General features: G+C 64.3%; 16 protein-coding genes. 11 read left to right on the plus strand and 5 right to left on the minus strand.

The annotated features are described in order from the left end of the window. Positions 1 to 8 precede the first annotated feature (8 nt). Both K7I12_RS00215 and K7I12_RS00220 read left to right on the plus strand, forming a co-directional pair. Complete coding sequence (locus K7I12_RS00215) at positions 9 to 938, plus strand: hydroxyacid dehydrogenase (protein ID WP_231662540.1); 930 nt, start codon at positions 9 to 11, stop codon at positions 936 to 938. Beyond that, positions 935 to 1,942 carry an Ldh family oxidoreductase gene (locus tag K7I12_RS00220; protein ID WP_231662541.1) on the plus strand — a complete coding sequence of 336 codons (1,008 nt, stop codon included), beginning with the start codon at positions 935 to 937 and terminating at the stop codon, positions 1,940 to 1,942. The genes K7I12_RS00215 and K7I12_RS00220 overlap by 4 nt, the downstream gene beginning before the upstream one ends. Positions 1,943 to 1,973: 31 nt before the next feature. Here the strand turns inward: K7I12_RS00220 and K7I12_RS00225 are convergent, their stop codons facing one another. After that, a complete protein-coding gene (locus K7I12_RS00225) occupies positions 1,974 to 3,044 on the minus strand; it encodes a glycosyltransferase (RefSeq protein WP_231662542.1) in 1,071 nt (356 codons plus the stop codon). Continuing rightward, entirely contained in the window at positions 3,041 to 3,760 is a 720-nt protein-coding gene (locus K7I12_RS00230; RefSeq protein WP_231662543.1) for a hypothetical protein, read from the minus strand. The genes K7I12_RS00225 and K7I12_RS00230 overlap by 4 nt, the downstream gene beginning before the upstream one ends. A gap of 227 nt (positions 3,761 to 3,987) precedes the next feature. Here K7I12_RS00230 and lhgO point away from each other — a divergent pair, with 227 nt between their 5' ends. Then, complete coding sequence (gene lhgO, locus K7I12_RS00235; RefSeq protein ID WP_231662544.1) at positions 3,988 to 5,184, plus strand: L-2-hydroxyglutarate oxidase; 1,197 nt, start codon at positions 3,988 to 3,990, stop codon at positions 5,182 to 5,184. 11 nt (positions 5,185 to 5,195) lie between these two features. On the opposite strand, the gene K7I12_RS00240 is transcribed toward lhgO, so the two are convergent. Together K7I12_RS00240 and K7I12_RS00245 are read right to left on the minus strand one after the other, a co-directional pair. Next, the gene (locus tag K7I12_RS00240; protein WP_231662545.1) at positions 5,196 to 5,906 is read right to left on the minus strand and encodes an anti-sigma factor; all 711 of its coding nucleotides are present in this window, start codon (positions 5,904 to 5,906) and stop codon (positions 5,196 to 5,198) included. Next, a complete protein-coding gene (locus K7I12_RS00245; RefSeq protein WP_231662547.1) occupies positions 5,885 to 6,439 on the minus strand; it encodes a sigma-70 family RNA polymerase sigma factor in 555 nt (184 codons plus the stop codon). Before K7I12_RS00245 ends, K7I12_RS00240 begins: the two co-directional genes overlap by 22 nt. Positions 6,440 to 6,618: 179 nt before the next feature. On the opposite strand from K7I12_RS00245, the gene K7I12_RS00250 reads away from it, so the two are divergent. The 7 genes from K7I12_RS00250 (at position 6,619) to K7I12_RS00280 (ending at position 14,072) form a co-directional block, all read left to right on the plus strand. Next, positions 6,619 to 7,182, plus strand: a complete 564-nt coding sequence (locus tag K7I12_RS00250; protein WP_231662549.1) for a fasciclin domain-containing protein — start codon at positions 6,619 to 6,621, stop codon at positions 7,180 to 7,182. A 206-nt stretch (positions 7,183 to 7,388) separates the two neighbouring features. Further along, on the plus strand, positions 7,389 to 8,102 hold the full coding sequence (locus tag K7I12_RS00255) for a response regulator (RefSeq protein WP_231662551.1): 714 nt from the start codon (positions 7,389 to 7,391) through the stop codon (positions 8,100 to 8,102). Next, complete coding sequence (locus tag K7I12_RS00260; RefSeq protein WP_331460565.1) at positions 8,099 to 9,538, plus strand: ATP-binding protein; 1,440 nt, start codon at positions 8,099 to 8,101, stop codon at positions 9,536 to 9,538. The genes K7I12_RS00255 and K7I12_RS00260 overlap by 4 nt, the downstream gene beginning before the upstream one ends. Before the next feature lie 270 nt (positions 9,539 to 9,808). After that, positions 9,809 to 11,062 carry an ABC transporter substrate-binding protein gene (locus K7I12_RS00265; protein WP_231662553.1) on the plus strand — a complete coding sequence of 418 codons (1,254 nt, stop codon included), beginning with the start codon at positions 9,809 to 9,811 and terminating at the stop codon, positions 11,060 to 11,062. Between the two features lie 64 nt (positions 11,063 to 11,126). Beyond that, entirely contained in the window at positions 11,127 to 12,056 is a 930-nt protein-coding gene (locus K7I12_RS00270) for a carbohydrate ABC transporter permease (RefSeq protein WP_031383585.1), read from the plus strand. Beyond that, the gene (locus tag K7I12_RS00275; RefSeq protein WP_031383584.1) at positions 12,049 to 12,927 is read left to right on the plus strand and encodes a carbohydrate ABC transporter permease; all 879 of its coding nucleotides are present in this window, start codon (positions 12,049 to 12,051) and stop codon (positions 12,925 to 12,927) included. The genes K7I12_RS00270 and K7I12_RS00275 overlap by 8 nt, the downstream gene beginning before the upstream one ends. 23 nt (positions 12,928 to 12,950) lie before the next feature. Next, positions 12,951 to 14,072 (plus strand): ABC transporter ATP-binding protein, encoded by a 1,122-nt coding sequence (locus K7I12_RS00280; RefSeq protein WP_231662554.1) that lies wholly within the window; start codon positions 12,951 to 12,953, stop codon positions 14,070 to 14,072. Positions 14,073 to 14,245: 173 nt separating this feature from the next. Here K7I12_RS00280 and K7I12_RS00285 read toward each other — a convergent pair whose 3' ends face one another. Next, on the minus strand, positions 14,246 to 15,988 hold the full coding sequence (locus K7I12_RS00285; protein WP_231662555.1) for a SulP family inorganic anion transporter: 1,743 nt from the start codon (positions 15,986 to 15,988) through the stop codon (positions 14,246 to 14,248). 328 nt (positions 15,989 to 16,316) lie between these two features. Here K7I12_RS00285 and K7I12_RS00290 point away from each other — a divergent pair, with 328 nt between their 5' ends. Beyond that, positions 16,317 to 17,684 carry an aspartate aminotransferase family protein gene (locus K7I12_RS00290; RefSeq protein WP_269438524.1) on the plus strand — a complete coding sequence of 456 codons (1,368 nt, stop codon included), beginning with the start codon at positions 16,317 to 16,319 and terminating at the stop codon, positions 17,682 to 17,684. Positions 17,685 to 17,687 lie beyond the last annotated feature (3 nt).

The raw sequence follows: 17,687 nt of genomic DNA on the forward strand, positions 1-17,687 counted from the left end.
GGTAACGGATGATCGACATCCTGATCACGGAATTCATGGACGAAGCGGCGGTGGCCGATCTCGAGCGCGATTTCTCGGTAGGCTTCGACCCGACGCTGGTGGAGGATCGCCGGCGGCTGATGGCCTCGGGCGAGGGCGTGCGCGGGTTGATCGTGCGCAACCGCACCCGGGTCGATGCGGCGCTGCTCGGTGAATTCCCCGACCTGCAGGCGGTTGGCCGGCTGGGCGTGGGGCTCGACAATATCGACCTGGATGCCTGTCGGGAGAGGGGCATCGAGGTGCTGCCCGCCCAGGGCGGCAATACCGTCTCGGTGGTCGAATACGTGCTGGCCGGAGTGTTGATGCTGCGCCGCGGCGCCTATCTGTCGACGGCCCGGGTGGTGGGCGGCGAATGGCCGCGCCAGGCACTGATGGGCCACGAGACCCAGGGCGCGACCCTCGGTCTGGTGGGCTTCGGGGCGATCGCTAGGGAAGTGGCGCGGTGCGCCGGTTGCCTGGGCATGTCGGTGATCGCCCATGATCCCTTCGTCGATGAGCGTGACAGCGCCTGGAACGAGGCCGAACGTGCCGCCACCCTCGAGGCGCTGTTGCCGCGGGTCGACGCGCTGAGCCTGCATGTGCCGCTGAGCGCGGGAACCCGTCATCTGCTGGGGCGCGAGGCGCTGGCGCTCATGAAGTCGGGCAGCGTGCTGATCAATACCGCGCGCGGCGGTGTAGTCGATGAAACGGCGCTCGCCGAGAGCCTGCGCGCCGGTCACCTGGGCGGGGCGATGCTCGACGTCTTCGAGCAGGAGCCGCTGGCCGCCGGCTCGCCGCTGGCCGGCCTCGAGGGGCTGATCGCCACGCCGCACATCGCCGGGGTCACCCATCAATCCAACGAGCGCATCAGTTGGATAACCGTCGGCAATGTGCGCCGGGCGCTGGGGGTGACGGCATGACCGCGCTGTCGATCGACAAGGCCCACGCGCTGGCGATCGCCGCGTTGACCGCGGTCGGCGTGCCAGACTGGGAAGCCGAGGTCACGGCCCACGCCCTGGTGATGGCCGACCGCGACGGCCTGGCCTCGCATGGGCTGTCGCGGCTACCGTTTTATCTGGACCAGGCGCGCAGCGGCAAGATCGTCGCCGGGGCGCGGGCCAGTGTCGCCATCGAGGGCTCGGTAATCCGGGTCGACGCCCGGCACGGGCTGGCCTTTCCGGCGATCGCCCGGGGCGTGGAGAGCGCCATCCCGTTGGCGCGCGAGCTGGGCATGGTCGCCGTGGCGATCGGCCGTTCCCACCACTTCGGAGTGGCCGGCTATCCGGTGGAGCGGCTGGCCCGCGAGGGGCTGATGGCGATGGCCTTCAGCAACGCGCCCTCGGCGATGGCGCCCTGGGGCGGCAACCGTCCGCTCTATGGCACCAATCCCATCGCCTTCGCCGCGCCGCGCGCAAATACGGAGCCGCTGGTCATCGATCTGTCGCTGTCGAAGGTGGCGCGGGGCAAGGTGATGCTGGCCAGGAAAGCCGGCGAGCCGATTCCCGAGGGCTGGGCGCTGGATCCGCAAGGGCGGCCGACTACCGATGCCGATGCGGCCATCGCCGGCAGCATGGTGCCGGCCGGCGACGCCAAGGGCGCCTCGCTGGCGCTGATGGTGGAACTGCTGACCGCCGGGCTGACCGGCAGCCACTTCGGTTTCCAGGCCGGTTCGTTCTTCGAGGCCGAGGGCGACCCGCCCAGTGTGGCCCATCTATTGCTGGTGTTCGACCCGCAGCGGTTCGCCGCCGGCTATCTGGCGCACGCCGAAGCGCTGTTCAGCGAGATGCTGGCTCAGCCCGGCGTGCGGCTGCCCGGGGCACGGCGTTTTGCCACTCGGGCCGCCGCATCCGAGGCATTGGAACTGCCCGATGGGCTGGTAGAAGAGCTGACGGCTTACGCCCAGCCCGAAGCGCCACCGTCATGAACTGCTGGGGCATTGCATGCCCGGGCAATGGCTATTCCAGCGCTTCGAACTGTGGCAGCACGGTTTCTTTGAGAAAGGGCCGGTAGTGCTCTTCGGTGACCGCGATCGGCGCTGCGTCCATGGCGGCGATGGCTCCGGCGAGCGCGGTCTCGTCCTCCCGCGCTACCAGAAACGGAGCCAATGTGCCGCGCAGAATTTCCCGTGGGCCGGAAGGGCAGTCGACGCTGATCACCGGCGTGCCCAGCATCAGTGCCTCGATCAGCGCCCGGGGCAGCCCTTCGGAATCCGAGCTCAGCACCAGCGCCTTGGCATGGCGGATGAACGGGTAGGGATTGGTCTGGTAGCCGGGCAGGATGACCCGCTCGGTGAGGCCGAGTTCATCGATCAGGGCGCGCAGCCGTGCCTCCTGGTCGCCCTTGCCCTTGCCCAGCAGCATCAGCGGCGTGCTCACGCCGCTGGCCTTGTAGGCGCGCAGCAGCCTGTCGTGGCGCTTGCGCGGCTCATAGGTGCCGACGTTGATGAGATAGTCGCCCTCGGGCAGCGCCGCCGGCTCGTCGGCCATCGCCAGGAAAGGCGCCCGCTCGTAAGGGTTGTAGATCGCGCGTATCTCGCCGGCCTTCAAGCCGATGACCTCGACGAGATTGTTTTTCACTCCCTGGGAGACGGCGATGACCTTGCGCCCGGTATAGAATCGATTCACCTTGGCGAAGGCCTTGGCGCGCTGCTTGGGGTCGCTGAACTTGGCCGAAATGTCGCTCTTGATCCAGAAGTGCAGGTTCGGGTAGCGCAGGTGGCGGGTGATCTTGTCGCAGGAGCAGGAAATGATCGTGTCGGGGGCGAAGGCATCCAGGGCGCGGGCGATGCGCCGCGCCTGCCACTGCTCGACCAGCGGGTTCGAGAACAGCTTGGTGAACCGGTTTACGGCTTCGAGGTTGATGATCTCCAGGCCCTCGGGGATGCGCTGCTCGATCCGTTCGCGAAGGATGAAGACCTTGACCTGGTTGCCGCGCTGGCGCAGCCCGTCGGCGGTATAGAGCAGCGATTTCTCGGCGCCTCCTCCATAGAGATCTTCGATGACGAAGGCGAAGCGTTTGCCAGTCATAGAGGGCCCCTTGCGTTTTCCAGCGCGCTGAGAATGTGTTCGAGAGCGAGTCGCCGATACTGCTCGCCCTTCAGCTTGGTGGGGCTGAGCATCGCCTCGAGGCAGGCCTGGCGTCGCGCGTGCTCGCGCGGAAGTCGGCGTACATGCGTATCGATCCAGACCAGCTCACCCTGGGCGTCGACCAGCACGTTGCCGAAATGAAAGTCACGATGAACGTAACCGTATGCGATCAACCGAAGGGCTTCGTCGCACATGTGTCGAAGAAAAGCGCGCCGGCCGTCCTCGTCCTGTTCGAGGAAGTGACGCTCCCCCGAGCGGGCTGCATCGAGATACTGCATGGCATACAGCGAGCCCAGCGGGTTGCGGGGGTTGATCGCTATCCCGTAGCCCCGGCAAGCGATCGTCCGCAATCCGGCGCGGCGAATGATGCGGTTGCTGCGGTATTCCCGCGCGGCGGCAGAACGCCCGCTCAACCGCTTGTCGAGAAGCTCGCGCAATAACCACTTTACGGTCTGCTTGCGCCAGTCGTACTTGTCGCGAACCAGCTTGTACAGCGAGCCGCCGGTTTCATCGAGATAAAAGGCGCTACTACCGACCTGCTCGAGTGTTTCCATCGCCGCCGGGTGGCTCAGGAACGTCTTGGCCGGCAACGAGGCGAGATTGCGTATCAGGTACCAGCGCGCCACGCCGTCCAGGCTGACTCGGTGAAAGAACATGGGCTTCGCTTGATAGGCTGTTAAGGGAGTCGGCAATCGTCGTGACCCCACCGGGGAAAGTCAAGCCAGCCAGGAGGCGGGTAGCGGATGCCAGTCTCCTGGCGGTGCCCGCTTCCAGAGCGACGGGGCCAGAAGCCCATGCTATGGCGGCCGCACGCAACCGCTAATAGGATAGACTCGCTACGATTAGCGATTTGTTCTGGCACAACCCCGACGCAGAGGCGCACGTGTACGATTTCATCATCATCGGTGGCGGCATTCTCGGCCTTTCCACCGCGATGCAGTTGATCAAGGCCTATCCCGGCCGGCGAATGCTGGTAATCGAGAAGGAGAGCGGGCCGGCACAGCATCAGACCGGTCACAACAGCGGCGTCATCCATGCCGGGGTCTACTATACGCCGGGCAGCCACAAGGCGCGTTTCTGTCTGGAGGGCAATCGCGCGACCAAGGCGTTCTGCGAGGAGCACGCGATTCCCTTCGAGGTGTGCGGCAAGCTGCTGGTCGCGACCAACGAGCTCGAGCTGCAGCGCATGCAGGCACTCTGGGAGCGCACCGCGGCCAATGGCCTGGAGCGGGAGTGGCTGTCGGCCGAAGCGCTGCGCGAGCGGGAGCCCAATATCACCGGCGTCGGTGGCATCTTCGTGCCGTCCAGCGGCATCGTCGATTACGCCCGGGTGGCGACGGCGATGGGCGAGCGCTTCGAGACGGCCGGCGGCGAGCTGCGCTTCGCGACAGCGGTGACCGGGCTCGAGGAGCGCCGCGAGGAGGTCGTGGTGGAGACCTCGCAGGGCAGTTTCGCCACCCGCCAGTTGATCTCCTGTGCCGGGTTGATGGCCGATCGCGTGGTGCGCATGCTCGGCGTCAAGCCCGGCTTCACGATCTGCCCGTTCCGTGGCGAGTACTATCGATTGCCTCCGGTTCACAACGACATCGTCAACCACCTGATCTACCCGATTCCCGATCCGTCGATGCCGTTTCTCGGCGTGCATCTCACGCGCATGATCGATGGCAGCGTGACGGTGGGCCCCAACGCCGTGCTGGCCTTCAAGCGCGAGGGTTATCACAAGCGTGACGTATCGTTGCGCGACAGCCTGACGATGCTTGCCAACCCGGGCGTGCTCAAGGTGCTCATGGCCAATCTGCGCCCCGGCATGGTCGAGATGAAGAACTCGCTGTTCAAGCAGGGCTATCTGCAGCAGGTGCGCAAGTATTGCCCGAGCCTGGCCCTCGAGGATCTTCAGCCGTACCCGGCCGGGGTGCGTGCCCAGGCGGTGTCCTACGATGGCAAGCTGATCGACGACTTTCGTTTCGTCAATACCAAGCGCACCGTCAACGTCTGCAACGCGCCGTCGCCGGCGGCGACCTCGGCGATCCCCATCGGCGCGCACGTGGTCGCCAAGGTCAAGGAACTGCTCGAAACGTGAGCTGCGAAGGGCTACAGCTGAACGTTGCCGTTGCGTATCGGAACCAACTTGCCGCGATCGATCACCGGTCCCGTCGGTTGCCCATTGGGAGCGCCGCTCGCGGGTTCGATAGTCACCGCCAGATCGGCGTTTGCGAGTGCGGCGCGCAAGCGTTGCGGTATGGCCATTCGCGCTTGGCCGCGGTTCGGCAGCATCCCCAGTGAGACCGGTTGACCGCCGTCTATCATCCACAGTTCGCCAGCCTTGCCGGCCGGCATGTCGCCAGGCTGCACGGCCTGGATCATCAGCTCGTCGGTAGCGCTGGCGCTGATGATCCAGCCGGGTATCTGGTTTTCGTCGAGGACGACGAAAATCGCATCGCCCGGAATCATTGGCTGGTCGGGAGCCTGATACCAGAGTAACGCAAGGCTTAGGCTGGCGATGGCCAAGCCGGCGGTCAGCGAGCGCCAGACGCCCAGGCGCTGCAGCCAGGGACTGCGTCCGACACCGAGACGCTTGGCGATGCGCGGCCACAGCGAGGCGGGAGGGGGAATCGGCGGCAGTTGATCGTTCAGCACCTGTAGGTATTCGCGCCATGCGGCAACGTGCTGCTGCAACGCTGGGCTCACCGCCAGCAGCGCTTCGAATGCGGCCACCTGGCTATGCTCGAGGGTGCCCAGCACGTACTCGCCGGCCGCGAGTTCGCGCTCGTCGGGGTCGCTCAGGTCCCACTGCTCATGCATACCTTCAACCTCTCCAGTCCACGCCGTATCCAGCTTTTGATGGTTCCCAGCGGTTGGGCCAGGGCGCTGGCTAGCTCTCCGTGGGTCAGCCCTTCGAAATAGGCTCTTTCGAGTGCGCGGCGTTGATTGCCGGACAAGGCCTCGAGACACTCGTGCAAGCGCTGGGTCGAGTGTGCCAGATCGACGGCCGCGACCATGTCGTCATGCGCTGCCAGAGCATCCAGCGCCTCGCCACCTTCCTCCACATGCCGATGGCGCCTGCGCAGCCAGTCGATGCCGATATTGCGAGCGATCGTGCCTAGCCAGGTCATGGGTTTGGCCTGGCTGGCGTCGAAGCGCCCGGCGGTCTGCCAGACGCGTAGATAGACCTGTTGCAGGCAATCCTGCGCGGCACCCTCGTCTCTGACTATACGTAGCAGCTGAGCATATAGACGCGCACTGGTGGCGCGATAAAGTCGTTCGATGCCCTTTGCCTCACCGTTGGCACATGCCAACAGGTAATCGATGAGGTGATCCTGCGTGTTGTTCTGCATGCGCGTCCCGTAGGCAGTTGGTTGGCAGGTACGCCGACATCAGTCTTCGTCAATGGTTGGCGTGTGTAAAGCCTGACGTCCATCAAACTGATGCATCCAGTTGATTGTGCCTTGCGTATGACTATTCGAAGACCTCTTTCAGAGGTCGACGATACCCTTCAGAACAAGGAGTAGTAACGATGAAGATGCACAATTTGCTGGGCGGTACTTTGCTGATGGCTACGCTGTTAACCGGCTTTCCTGCCTGGGCTTCCCATGGTCCGACCGAAGTCGGGGGAGCGACCATGTATCCGACTAACAACATCGTCGAGAATGCCTTGAACTCAGGAGATCATGAGACATTGGTGGCTGCCATCAAAGCGGCGGGGCTCGTTGATACATTACAAGGCGAAGGCCCGTTTACTGTCTTTGCGCCGGTCGATAGTGCTTTCAATCGACTGCCTAGCGGTACGGTTCCCATGCTGCTCAAGCCAGAGAACAAGAGCCAGTTGCAAAGCGTTCTGACCTATCATGTAGTCCCCGGCAACATGGACCGTCAGGCATTGAGTGAGGCGGTCATGAAAGCTGGCGGCAGTGCCCAGCTAGAGACCGTTAACGGGGCCATGCTGACAGTGAAGAAGAATGGAAATAATCTGGTGGTCGAAGACAATACCGGCACCGTTGCCAACATCAGCACCTATGATGTCAGCCAGGCCAATGGCGTGATTCACGTGATCGACCGTGTCCTTATGCCGGGCAGTTGAGTCTAGTGGGCCTTGCCATCGCGTCGCTGCCCTTGTGCAGCGACGCCCCTGATCATTGTAATCTACCACTTTGGTCGCGCTTTCCCGCCCTGCGCTTGATGCTCCCGGTAGCGCGCCGCATGATCGAACTACCCAACGATCGATAGTAACGCCTGTGGCGATAACAACCTCTTTCCCCGCCGGTTCGCAAGGAACCCTCTTTCACCATGACGATGAATGTTTCGACGGTAGTGGTGGTCGACGACGATCGCGAGATTCGCGAACTGCTCAAGGACTATCTCGAACGGCATGGCTATTGCGCGCTGCTCGCTGAAGATGGCGACGCGCTGTATGACTTGATGCGACGGGAAAAGCCCGATTTGCTGGTCATGGATATCATGATGCCCGGCGAGGACGGCTTGTCGTTGTGCCGGGATTTGCGTCGCACCAGCAATGTACCAATCATCATGCTGACCGCCAGCGCCGACGAGACCGACCGGATTCTCGGTCTGGAACTGGGCGCCGACGATTATCTGGCGAAGCCCTTCAACCCGCGCGAATTGCTGGCGCGCATCAAGGCCGTGCTGCGGCGTGTTCGCCTGGCGCCGATAGAATCGGCCCGGCTGGTGCGCTTCGGTAGCTGGCAACTCGACCGCATCACCCGCGAACTGATCGACCGCGACGGGCAACGCAGCGCGCTGTCGGGGGCCGACTATCTGCTCTTGAGGGTCTTTCTCGATCATCCCGAGCAGGTACTGTCCCGCGAGCAGCTCTACGACCTGAGCCGGGGAAGGCGGGCACCGCCGCTGGATCGTTCGATCGACGTGCACATTTGCCGGCTACGCCAGCGCCTCGGCGAGGACGCCCAGCACTCGCAACTGATCCGCACCGTGCGAGGGGCGGGCTATGTACTCGCTGCGCCGGTGGAAACGCTGGGGTGAAAGAGAGAGCCTGGTTTCGACCGCGTACCCTGCGCGGACGCTTCGTATTGATCATGTTGCTCGGCGTGCTCGGCGCGCAGGTGACCAGTTACAGCCTGTGGAGCTGGCAACAGGACCGCGAGCGTCTGGCGCAACTGGACAGCCTGTCACGCAACCTGGCCGAGAGCCTGGCGGCGACGGTGCGCTATTTCCGCTCGTTGCCCTACGAGTATCGACACATCGTTCTCGATCAGTTGCGCGACATGGGCGGCACGCGCTTTTTCGTCAGCGTCAACGATCACCGCATCGCCCTGGAGCCAACCGATGGCGGCCGCGCCCGGGAGCTGGTCGCCGGCAATCTGCGCGAGGGGCTGGAGCGGGAACTGGGCCGTCGGGAACTGTATATCGGCTTTTCGCAACCTGAGGATCTCAAGGTCTTCAACAATGAAGTGCCGTTGACCGAATTGCCGGCCCACTGGGCGAATCACAGCCTGGCCATGGCGCCCTTGTCGACGCCGATTCTGGTGGTGCAGATGCCGCTCGAGGCCGATAGCTGGCTGTATGTAGCGACCACGCTGCCGATTGCCGGTTTGCTGGATGGGCCGACGTGGCTTTCGGGCGACCGGTTGTTCGTTTCCCTGGCGGTGCTGTTGACGGTGGTCGGCCTGTCGCTGCTGGGAATTCGCTGGCTGACCCGGCCGCTCTCGGTGCTGGCGCGAGCGGCCCGGCGGCTGGGCGATGATCTCGAGTCGCCGCCGCTGGCCGAGCGGGGCCCGCGGGAGTTGCGCGACACCGCCGCCGCGTTCAACCGCATGAGCGAGCGGATCCGCCGGCAGGTCGACGAGCGCGAGCGGCTGTTCTCGGCAATCTCGCATGACCTCAAGACGCCCATTACCCGGTTGCGATTGCGTGCCGAGATGCTCGCCGACTCCCGTCAGCGCGAGGCCTTCGTGCGCACCCTCGACGAGCTGGACCAGCTGGTCAAGGGCGCGCTGGCGTCGGTGAAAGGCCTCGATCTGCACGAGCGGACCGAGCCAGTCGACCTCGACGCGCTGGTCGCCACCCTGGTGGATGAGCTGGCCATCTTCGGCGAGACGATCGGCGTGCAGGGCAGTGCGGGGATGATCGAGGCCAAGCCGCTGGCGCTCAAGCGCTGTCTGGGCAATCTGCTGGAGAACGCGGTTTTCTACGGCGAGCGCGTCGAGGTCTCGCTGGATCGTGAGGCGGGCACGGCGCAAGTCACGTTCAGCGACGATGGTCCGGGCATCCCCGTCGACCAGCGCGAACGCGTATTCGAGCCGTTCGTGCGCCTTGAACCTTCGCGCAGCCGGCATACCGGCGGAAGCGGCCTGGGACTGTCGATCGCTCGCCACATTGCGCATGCGCATGGGGGTGATATTGGCCTCGATCAAGCGCCTGCCGGCGGTCTGCGGGTGGTGCTTCGCCTGCCCTGCTGAAAGTGCGTTTATTACACCACGGTAAGATTCGGCAATGCTTTGCAGCCTTTGGTAATCCGCGGGACCGGCAATATGCGCTAGTGTCTGCTGAGGCGTTATGCCAGCGCCGTATGACAATCACAACAGGACGACACGCTTGCAGGATCCGCCATGTTCTCCGCCGACCCTCTCGCCGATTCTCGGTTTCTCGGCAGGCGAGGCTTCGCTGCCTCGTGGACATTCCGTGTAAACAATTCATGACAACCCATAACAACCCCGGAGTCACACGCCATGAACAAGATCCATACGCTGGCCGCCGGTGCGGCATTGGCCGTCGCTGTCACACAGGCTCAGGCCGCCGAAATCGAGGTGCTGCATTGGTGGACCTCGGGCGGAGAGGCCAAGGCGGCCAACATGCTCAAGGAGAAGCTGGAGGCGAAAGGGCATACCTGGAAGGACTTTGCCGTGGCCGGTGGTGGTGGCGACAGCGCCATGACGGTACTCAAGTCGCGGGCGATTTCCGGTAACCCGCCGGCGGTGGCCCAGATCAAGGGACCGCTGATCCAGGAGTGGGGCGAGATGGGCTTTCTGGGCAATATCGACCCGATCGCCCAGCAGGAAAACTGGGATTCCTTCCTGCCTGCGCAGCTCGCCGCCGATAACAAGGTCGATGGCAAGTACGCTGCGGTGCCGGTCAATATCCACCGGGTCAACTGGCTTTGGGCCAATCCCGAGGTCCTGGCGAAAGCCGGCATCGATGGCTTGCCGAGCACCTGGGACGAGTTCTTCGCCGCCGCCAAGAAGATTCGCGAGGCTGGATTCATCCCGCTGGCGCACGGCGGCCAGCCGTGGCAGGATGCGACCGTCTTCGAGGTGGTGATGATGGGGATCGGTGGCGCGGACTTCTACCGCAAGGCCTTCGTCGAACTCGACCCCGAGGCGTTGACCAGCGACACCATGATCGAGTCGCTGAAGACCTTCAAGAAGCTGCGCGGGACCATGGATCCCAACATCGCCGGACGGGACTGGAACCAGGCGACCTCGATGGTCATCAACGGCGAGGCGGCGATGCAGATCATGGGCGACTGGGCCAAGGGCGAATTCACCGCCGCCGGCCTGACCGCCGGCGAGGATTACCTGTGTGAAGCAGCGCCGATGACCGAGCACATGTTCTCCTACAACGTCGACAGTTTCGCCATGTTCAAGGTCGATAGCGAAGGCAAGAAGCAGGCCCAGCAGGATCTGGCCAGCCTGATCCTGTCCAAGGACTTTCAGACTACCTTCAACAAGACCAAGGGCTCGATTCCGGTGCGCCTCGACGTGCCGCTGGAGGGCTTCGATAGCTGTGCCAAGGCATCGCGCAAGGCCTTCGATGCGGCCAGCGAGGGCAACGGCCTGCTGCCCAGCCTGGCGCATGGCATGGCGGTGTCGGCGAGCGTTCAGGGAGCGGTCTTCGACGCGATCACCAACTTCTTCAATGATCCCGAGATGACGGCTGAAACCGCCGCCGAGCGTCTGGCCAGCGCGGTTCGCGCCGCGGGCTGAGCTGCCGCCGCCGCTTGCCCTCGGCGAGCGGCGGCTCGTTGTCGTTGCCTTCAAGGACACTCCGATGTCGCACACCGATTCTCTGCCGCGCCGGCGCGCGAACGCGGGCCGGCATTCGCTGTCCGGTACCCTGGAACGGGTATTGCCGCGCCTGGTGGTGGCGCCCTCGCTCGCGGTGGCGCTGTTCTTCGTCTACGGCTACATGCTGTGGACGTTCATTCTGTCGCTGACCAGCTCGGGGATGCTGCCCCGGTACGATTTCGTCGGCTTCGCGCAATATGCCCGGTTGTTCGCCAACGAACGCTGGAACGTCGCCGCCACCAATCTGGTGATCTTCGGTGGCTTGTTCATCGTCATCTGCCTGTTCATCGGGCTGATGCTGGCGATTCTGCTCGACCAGCGCATCCGCCAGGAGGGCGTGCTGCGCACCATCTATCTCTATCCCATGGCGCTGTCGCTGATCGTCACCGGGGTGGTATGGCGCTGGATCCTCAACCCCGGCCTGGGCATCGAGTCGCTGGTCCGCGGTTGGGGGTTCGAGGACTTCACCTTCGACTGGCTGGTCAACCCGGACATGGCCATCTATGCACTGGTGATCGCCGCCGTGTGGCAGGCCTCGGGCTTCGTCATGGCGCTGTTCCTGGCCGGGCTGCGCAGCATCGACGACAGCCTGTTCAAGGCCGCGGCGCTGGATGGCGCGAGCCTGGTGAAGGTCTACTGGCGGATCGTGATTCCCTGCCTGCGACCGGTGGTGTTCAGTGCGGTGATGATACTCGCGCATATCGCCATCAAAAGCTTCGACCTGGTCATGGCGCTGACCGGCGGCGGCCCGGGCTATGCCACCGACCTGCCGGCGACCTTCATGTACGCCTACACCTTCACCCGTGGCCAGATCGGCCTGGGCTCGGCCAGCGCGATCATGATGCTCGCCGGGGTGCTGGCGATCCTGGTGCCGTATCTGTATTCCGAACTGCGAGGGCGCAAGCATGGATAACGTCATTCGGCGCCGCACCCCAGGCGCCCGCCTGCTGCGCGCGGGGCTCTATGCACTGCTGACGGTAATGGCGCTGGTTTATCTGTTGCCGCTGGTGGTGATGCTGCTGACCTCGATCAAGCCGCTCGAGGAGATCCGTGCCGGCGCACTGCTGTCATTGCCGGACTCGCTGACGTTCGCGGCCTGGGCCAAGGCCTGGGGCACGGCCTGCACCGGGATGCGCTGCGAGGGTCTGTCGGGTTACTTCTTGAACTCGCTGAGCATCGCGATCCCGGCCGTGGCGATCTCCACGCTGGTCGGTGCGCTCAACGGCTACGCGCTGACCAAGTGGCGCTTTCGTGGCGCCAACCTGTGCTTCGCGCTGCTGCTGTTCGGCTGCTTCATCCCGTTCCAGGTGGTACTGATGCCGATGGCCCGAACGCTCGGCTGGCTGGGTCTGGCGAGCTCGACGAGCGGCCTGGTGCTGGTCCACGTGGTCTACGGCATCGCCTTCACCACGCTGTTCTTTCGCAACTATTACGTCTCGGTCCCCGATGAGATGATCTCCGCCGCCAAGCTCGACGGTGCCGGGTTCTTCCGGATCTTCTGGCGCATTCTGCTGCCGGTCTCGGGGCCGATCATCACCGTGTCGGTGATCTGGCAGTTCACCCAGATCTGGAACGACTTCCTGTTCGGGGTGGCCTTCGCCGGGTTCGATTCGCAGCCGGTGACGGTGGCGCTGAACAACCTGGTCAACACCTCGACCGGGGTCAAGGAGTACAACGTCGATATGGCGGGGGCGATGATCGCCGCATTGCCGACGCTGGTGGTCTATGTCCTGGCCGGCAAATATTTCGTTCGCGGGCTGACCGCGGGATCCGTCAAGGGTTGAGCACAGGGGTTCAGGGGTCTTTCATGTCCGCATTGGAAATTCGTAACGTACACAAGACATTCGGCACTACCGAGGTGCTCAAGGACATCTCGCTGGCAATCGATTCCGGGGAGTTCCTGATCCTGGTGGGGCCGTCGGGCTGCGGCAAGTCGACGCTGATGAACGCCATCGCCGGCCTGGAGCCGGTCACCGCCGGCGAGATCCTCATCGGCGGCGAGGACGTCACCTGGCGTACGCCGGCCGAGCGCGACATCGCCATGGTCTTTCAATCGTATGCGCTCTATCCGAGCATGACGGTGCGCCAGAATATCGTCTTCGGACTCGAGATGCGCAAGGTGCCCAAGGCCGAGCGCGAGGAGGCGGTGGCGCGGGTCGCCGATCTGCTGCAGATCACGCCGCTGCTCGATCGCAAGCCGTCGCAGCTGTCTGGCGGGCAGCGCCAGCGTGTCGCCATGGGCCGCGCGCTGGCCCGCGAACCGCAGATCTACCTGTTCGACGAGCCGCTGTCCAACCTCGACGCCAAGCTGCGCGTCGAGATGCGTACCGAGATCAAGAAGCTGCACCAGCGGTTGGGAACGACGATCGTCTACGTCACCCACGATCAGATCGAGGCCATGACGCTGGCCGATCGCATTGCGGTGATGCGTGACGGCAAGATCCTCCAGTTGGGCACGCCCGACGAGGTCTACAACGACCCGGCCGACATCTTCGTCGCCGGCTTCATGGGCTCGCCGTCGATGAACTTCATTCGTGCCACGTTGACCGGCGCGCCCGGCAGCTATCGACTGAGCGTGGATACCGGCGGCGAACAGCCGCTGGTGCTGCCATGGCCGGAGGCGCGCGAGACGCCGGCGCTGGTCCGCCACGTCGGCGAGCCGCTGACGCTGGGGCTGCGACCGGAGCATTTCAGCGAGGAGGATGTGCGACTCGGCGCCCAGGTCGAGGGCACGTTGCTCAATACCACCACCACGGTCGTCGAGCCGACCGGTGCCGATTTGCTGCTGCGTGTGGCGCTGGGCGCCAGCGAGGTCACCGTGCGGCTCGGACCCAAGAGTCGCGCCGTGGCCGGCGAGCCGATCGCCCTGCGCGTCGACATGAGCCGCGCGGTGCTGTTCGAACCGCAAACCGAGCGCCGGCTCGCCTGACCGGCGTCGCTAGCAGCCTGTCGGACTTAACGCTGATCTGCTGCGAAACCCGGGCTTTCGGCCAATTTCATTCGCTCTGATTCGTTAAATAGCGCGCTATTCGCCTCATCAGATCGATCAACTTGTCTCGAAATCCGCTTTTCTCGCGACGATCGGTCAAATCCGACAGACTGCTAGCCGAGCGGACGCATGGGCTCGTTGCTGCTCGCCATCGAGGGTCGCAACGCGCTCCAGGCGGCGTAGGTGCTCAGGAATACCCGCCCGGTCAGCGTCTCGAGAAAATCGCTGTGCTTGAGGCGATCCATGACCGGTCCCTTGACCTCGGCGAGATGCAGCGTTACGCCGGAATCCTTGAGTCGCGCGTTGATCGCCTCGAGACTCTCGAGTGCCGAGGCATCGATCAGATTGACCGCCGAGCAGATCAATACCGTATGGCGAAGCTGCGGACGCTCGGCCACCAGCGTATACAGCGTATCCTCTAGATAGCGGGCATTGGCGAAGTAGAGGCTTTCGTCGATGCGCAGCAGGGCGACCTGCTCGTGGCTTTCCACCTGATGCCGGGCGACGTTGCGAAAATGCTCGGTGCCCGGCACGCGGCCCACCAGGGCGCTATGTGGGTGGCTGGTGCGGTAAAGAAACAGTGCGATCGACAAACTTACGCCGGCGATGATGCCAGTCTCGACGCCTTCCATCAGGGTCAGCAGCAATGTCGCCAGTAGTGCGGAGAAGTCGCCTTTCGAGTAGCGCCAGGTGCGCCGCATCACCGCTATATCCACCAGCGTGAGGATCGATACCGTGATGGTGGCGGCCAAGGTCGCGGTCGGCAGATAGTAGATCCATGGTGTGAAGAACAGCGTGACCAGGCCGATGCCCAGCGCGGCGACGACGCCGGCGATCGGCGTGCGAGCGCCGGCATCGAAATTGATCACCGTGCGCGAAAGCCCGCCGGTGACCGGCATGCCGCCGGTCACCGAAGCAGCGAGATTGGCGGTGCCCAGCCCGATGAGCTCCTGGTCCGGCGAGATCCGCTCGCGGCGCTTGGCGGCAAGCATCTGGCCCATCGATACCGACTCGACGAAGCCGACGATGCTGATCAGTAGCGCCGGTACCAGCAACGAATACCACAGCGAGGGGGCGAAGTCGGGCAGCGTCAGGGGGGGGAGCCCGGCGGGGACATTGCCGACCACGGCGACACCGTCGGCTACCAGGTCGAAACGCCAGGTCGCCAGGGTGGTCAGCACCACGGCGAATACCGGACCGGCCTTGGCGGTCAGGTCGGCAAGCTTGGCGGGCAGGCCGATGCGTTTCAGGCTTTGGCGACCATAGCGCCGCATGCCGAGCAGAAAAGTCAGCGTAAAGGCGCTGATCGCCAGGGTGGCAAGATTGGTGTCGTCCAGTTGAGCTGCCAGATTGGCGAGCAGGGTGGGAAGTGTAAAGCCGGCGCCATCGATGCCCAGCAGGTGGGCGGCCTGACTGGCGGCGATCAGGATTCCCGATGCCGACAGGAAGCCCGAGATGACCGGGTGACTGAGAAAGTTGGCGAAGAAACCCAGCCGCAGGAAACCCATCACGGTGAGCATCAGGCCCGACAGCAACGACAGCACCAGTGCGCCCGCGATGTACTCGCTACTGCCCGGCGTGGCGACGCCGGCCAGCGCGGCGGCGGTCATCAGGGCGACGATGGCCACCGGCCCCACGGCCAGGGTGCGGCTCGAACCGAACAGCGTATAGGCAAACACCGGCAGGATGCTGGCATACAGGCCTATCACCGCCGGCAGGCCGGCCAGCAGGGCATAGGCCAGCGACTGGGGGATCACCATGATCGCGACGATCAGCCCGGCGGTCAGATCATGACTGAACAGCTCGCGCCGATAGTAAGGCAGCCATTGCAGCACTGGCAGGTAACGCTTGAGCATCGATCTCTCGTGGCAACTCGCGACGGTTTATTGGCGAGGTGAATCTCGCGCCTTGTCTCGACGCATGGTTTGGTGAATATATTCAGAAATGATGAGGGGTTACCGGAAGTGGCGCAAGGCTGAGGGGCCTGACTGCTTGCAAGCGGCGGACGCGGCACTGTTTGGTTACCCCATCGCAGGTGGCGATGAAGATCGGCCTGAATGCCGCACTTAGGTTAATGATTCCCAATGTGAAGGTTGATACGTTTGTGTATTCAAACGCTTTGTGCTGGGCCAAGCTGTCAAGCGAATGTTCATTCGCGGCCATGACCAACAACAGGAAACAGCCATGTTCAGCCTCGACTCCCAGACGCACGGCAGGGCGGCCGATGCCCGGTCCCAGGACGGCTCCGATACGCTCGGCGATGCCTATTGGATGCCTTTCACCGCCAATCGCGACTTTCGCGCCCACCCGCGCATGGTGGCCGGCGCCGAAGGGCGCTACCTGATCGATACCCGCGGCCGGCGGCTGTTCGATTCGCTGTCGGGGCTGTGGTGCTGCGGCGCGGGGCATAACCGCGCAGAGCTTCAGCAGGCCGTGGCGCGCCAGCTCGGCAGGCTCGATTACGCGCCGAGCTTCCAGGTCGGCCATCCGCTGGCTTTCGAACTCGCCGAGCGGCTCGCCGAGCTGACACCGAAAGGGCTCGACCATGTGTTCTTCACCAATTCCGGTTCGGAGAGCGCCGATACCGCGCTGAAGATGGCGCGCGCCTATTGGCGACTCAAGGGCAAGCCCGAGAAGACCCGCCTGATCAGCCGCCTCAAGGGCTATCATGGCGTCAACATTGGCGGCACCAGCGCTGGCGGCATCGTCGCCAACCGCAAGCACTACGGGCAGTTGCTGGAATTCGCTCATCTGCCGCACACCTTGCAGCCGGGACAGGCCTTCACCCGCGGCCAGGCCGAGCAGGGTGCCGAGCTTGCCGATGCGCTGCTCGACCAGATCGCGCTCAACGACGCTGCCAACATCGCCGCAGTGATCGTCGAGCCGATGTCGGGCTCGGCCGGGGTGATCGTGCCGCCCAAGGGCTATCTCGAACGCCTGCGGGCGATCTGCGACGAACACGATATCCTGCTGATCTTCGACGAGGTGATCACTGCCTTCGGGCGCTGCGGCGCGACCACCGGTGCCGAGGCCTTCGGGGTGACGCCGGATATCATGAACGTCGCCAAGCAGATCACCAACGGGGCGATTCCCATGGGTGCGGTGATCGCCTCGCGCGAGATCCACGCGACCTTCATGCAACCCGGCGGCCCCGGGCATGGCATCGAATTCCCCCACGGCTATACCTACAGCGCTCATCCCGTGGCCTGCGCCGCCGCCTTGGCGGCGCTCGAGCTGTTCGAGCGCGAGGATTTTCCCGGCCAGGTGCGGGCCATTGCACCGGCGTTCGAAGCGCGTCTGCACGGGCTGCGGGGCTGCCCGCACGTCGTCGACATCCGCAATTACGGCCTCGCCGGAGCCATCCAGCTGGCGCCGCGCGAGGGCGACTCGGCGATCCGTCCCCGCGACGCCGCGCTGGCGCTGTGGGAGGCGGGGTTCTACGTGCGTTACGGCGGCGACACCCTGCAGTTCGGCCCGCCGTTCGCGACCACCGATGCGGAACTCGAGCGCCTGTTCGACGCCGTCGCCACCACCCTCGATACGTTGGCCTGATCC

The organism is Halomonas sp. IOP_31 (genome assembly GCF_021151495.1).
Classification (GTDB): Bacteria; Pseudomonadota; Gammaproteobacteria; order Pseudomonadales; family Halomonadaceae; genus Modicisalibacter; species Modicisalibacter zincidurans.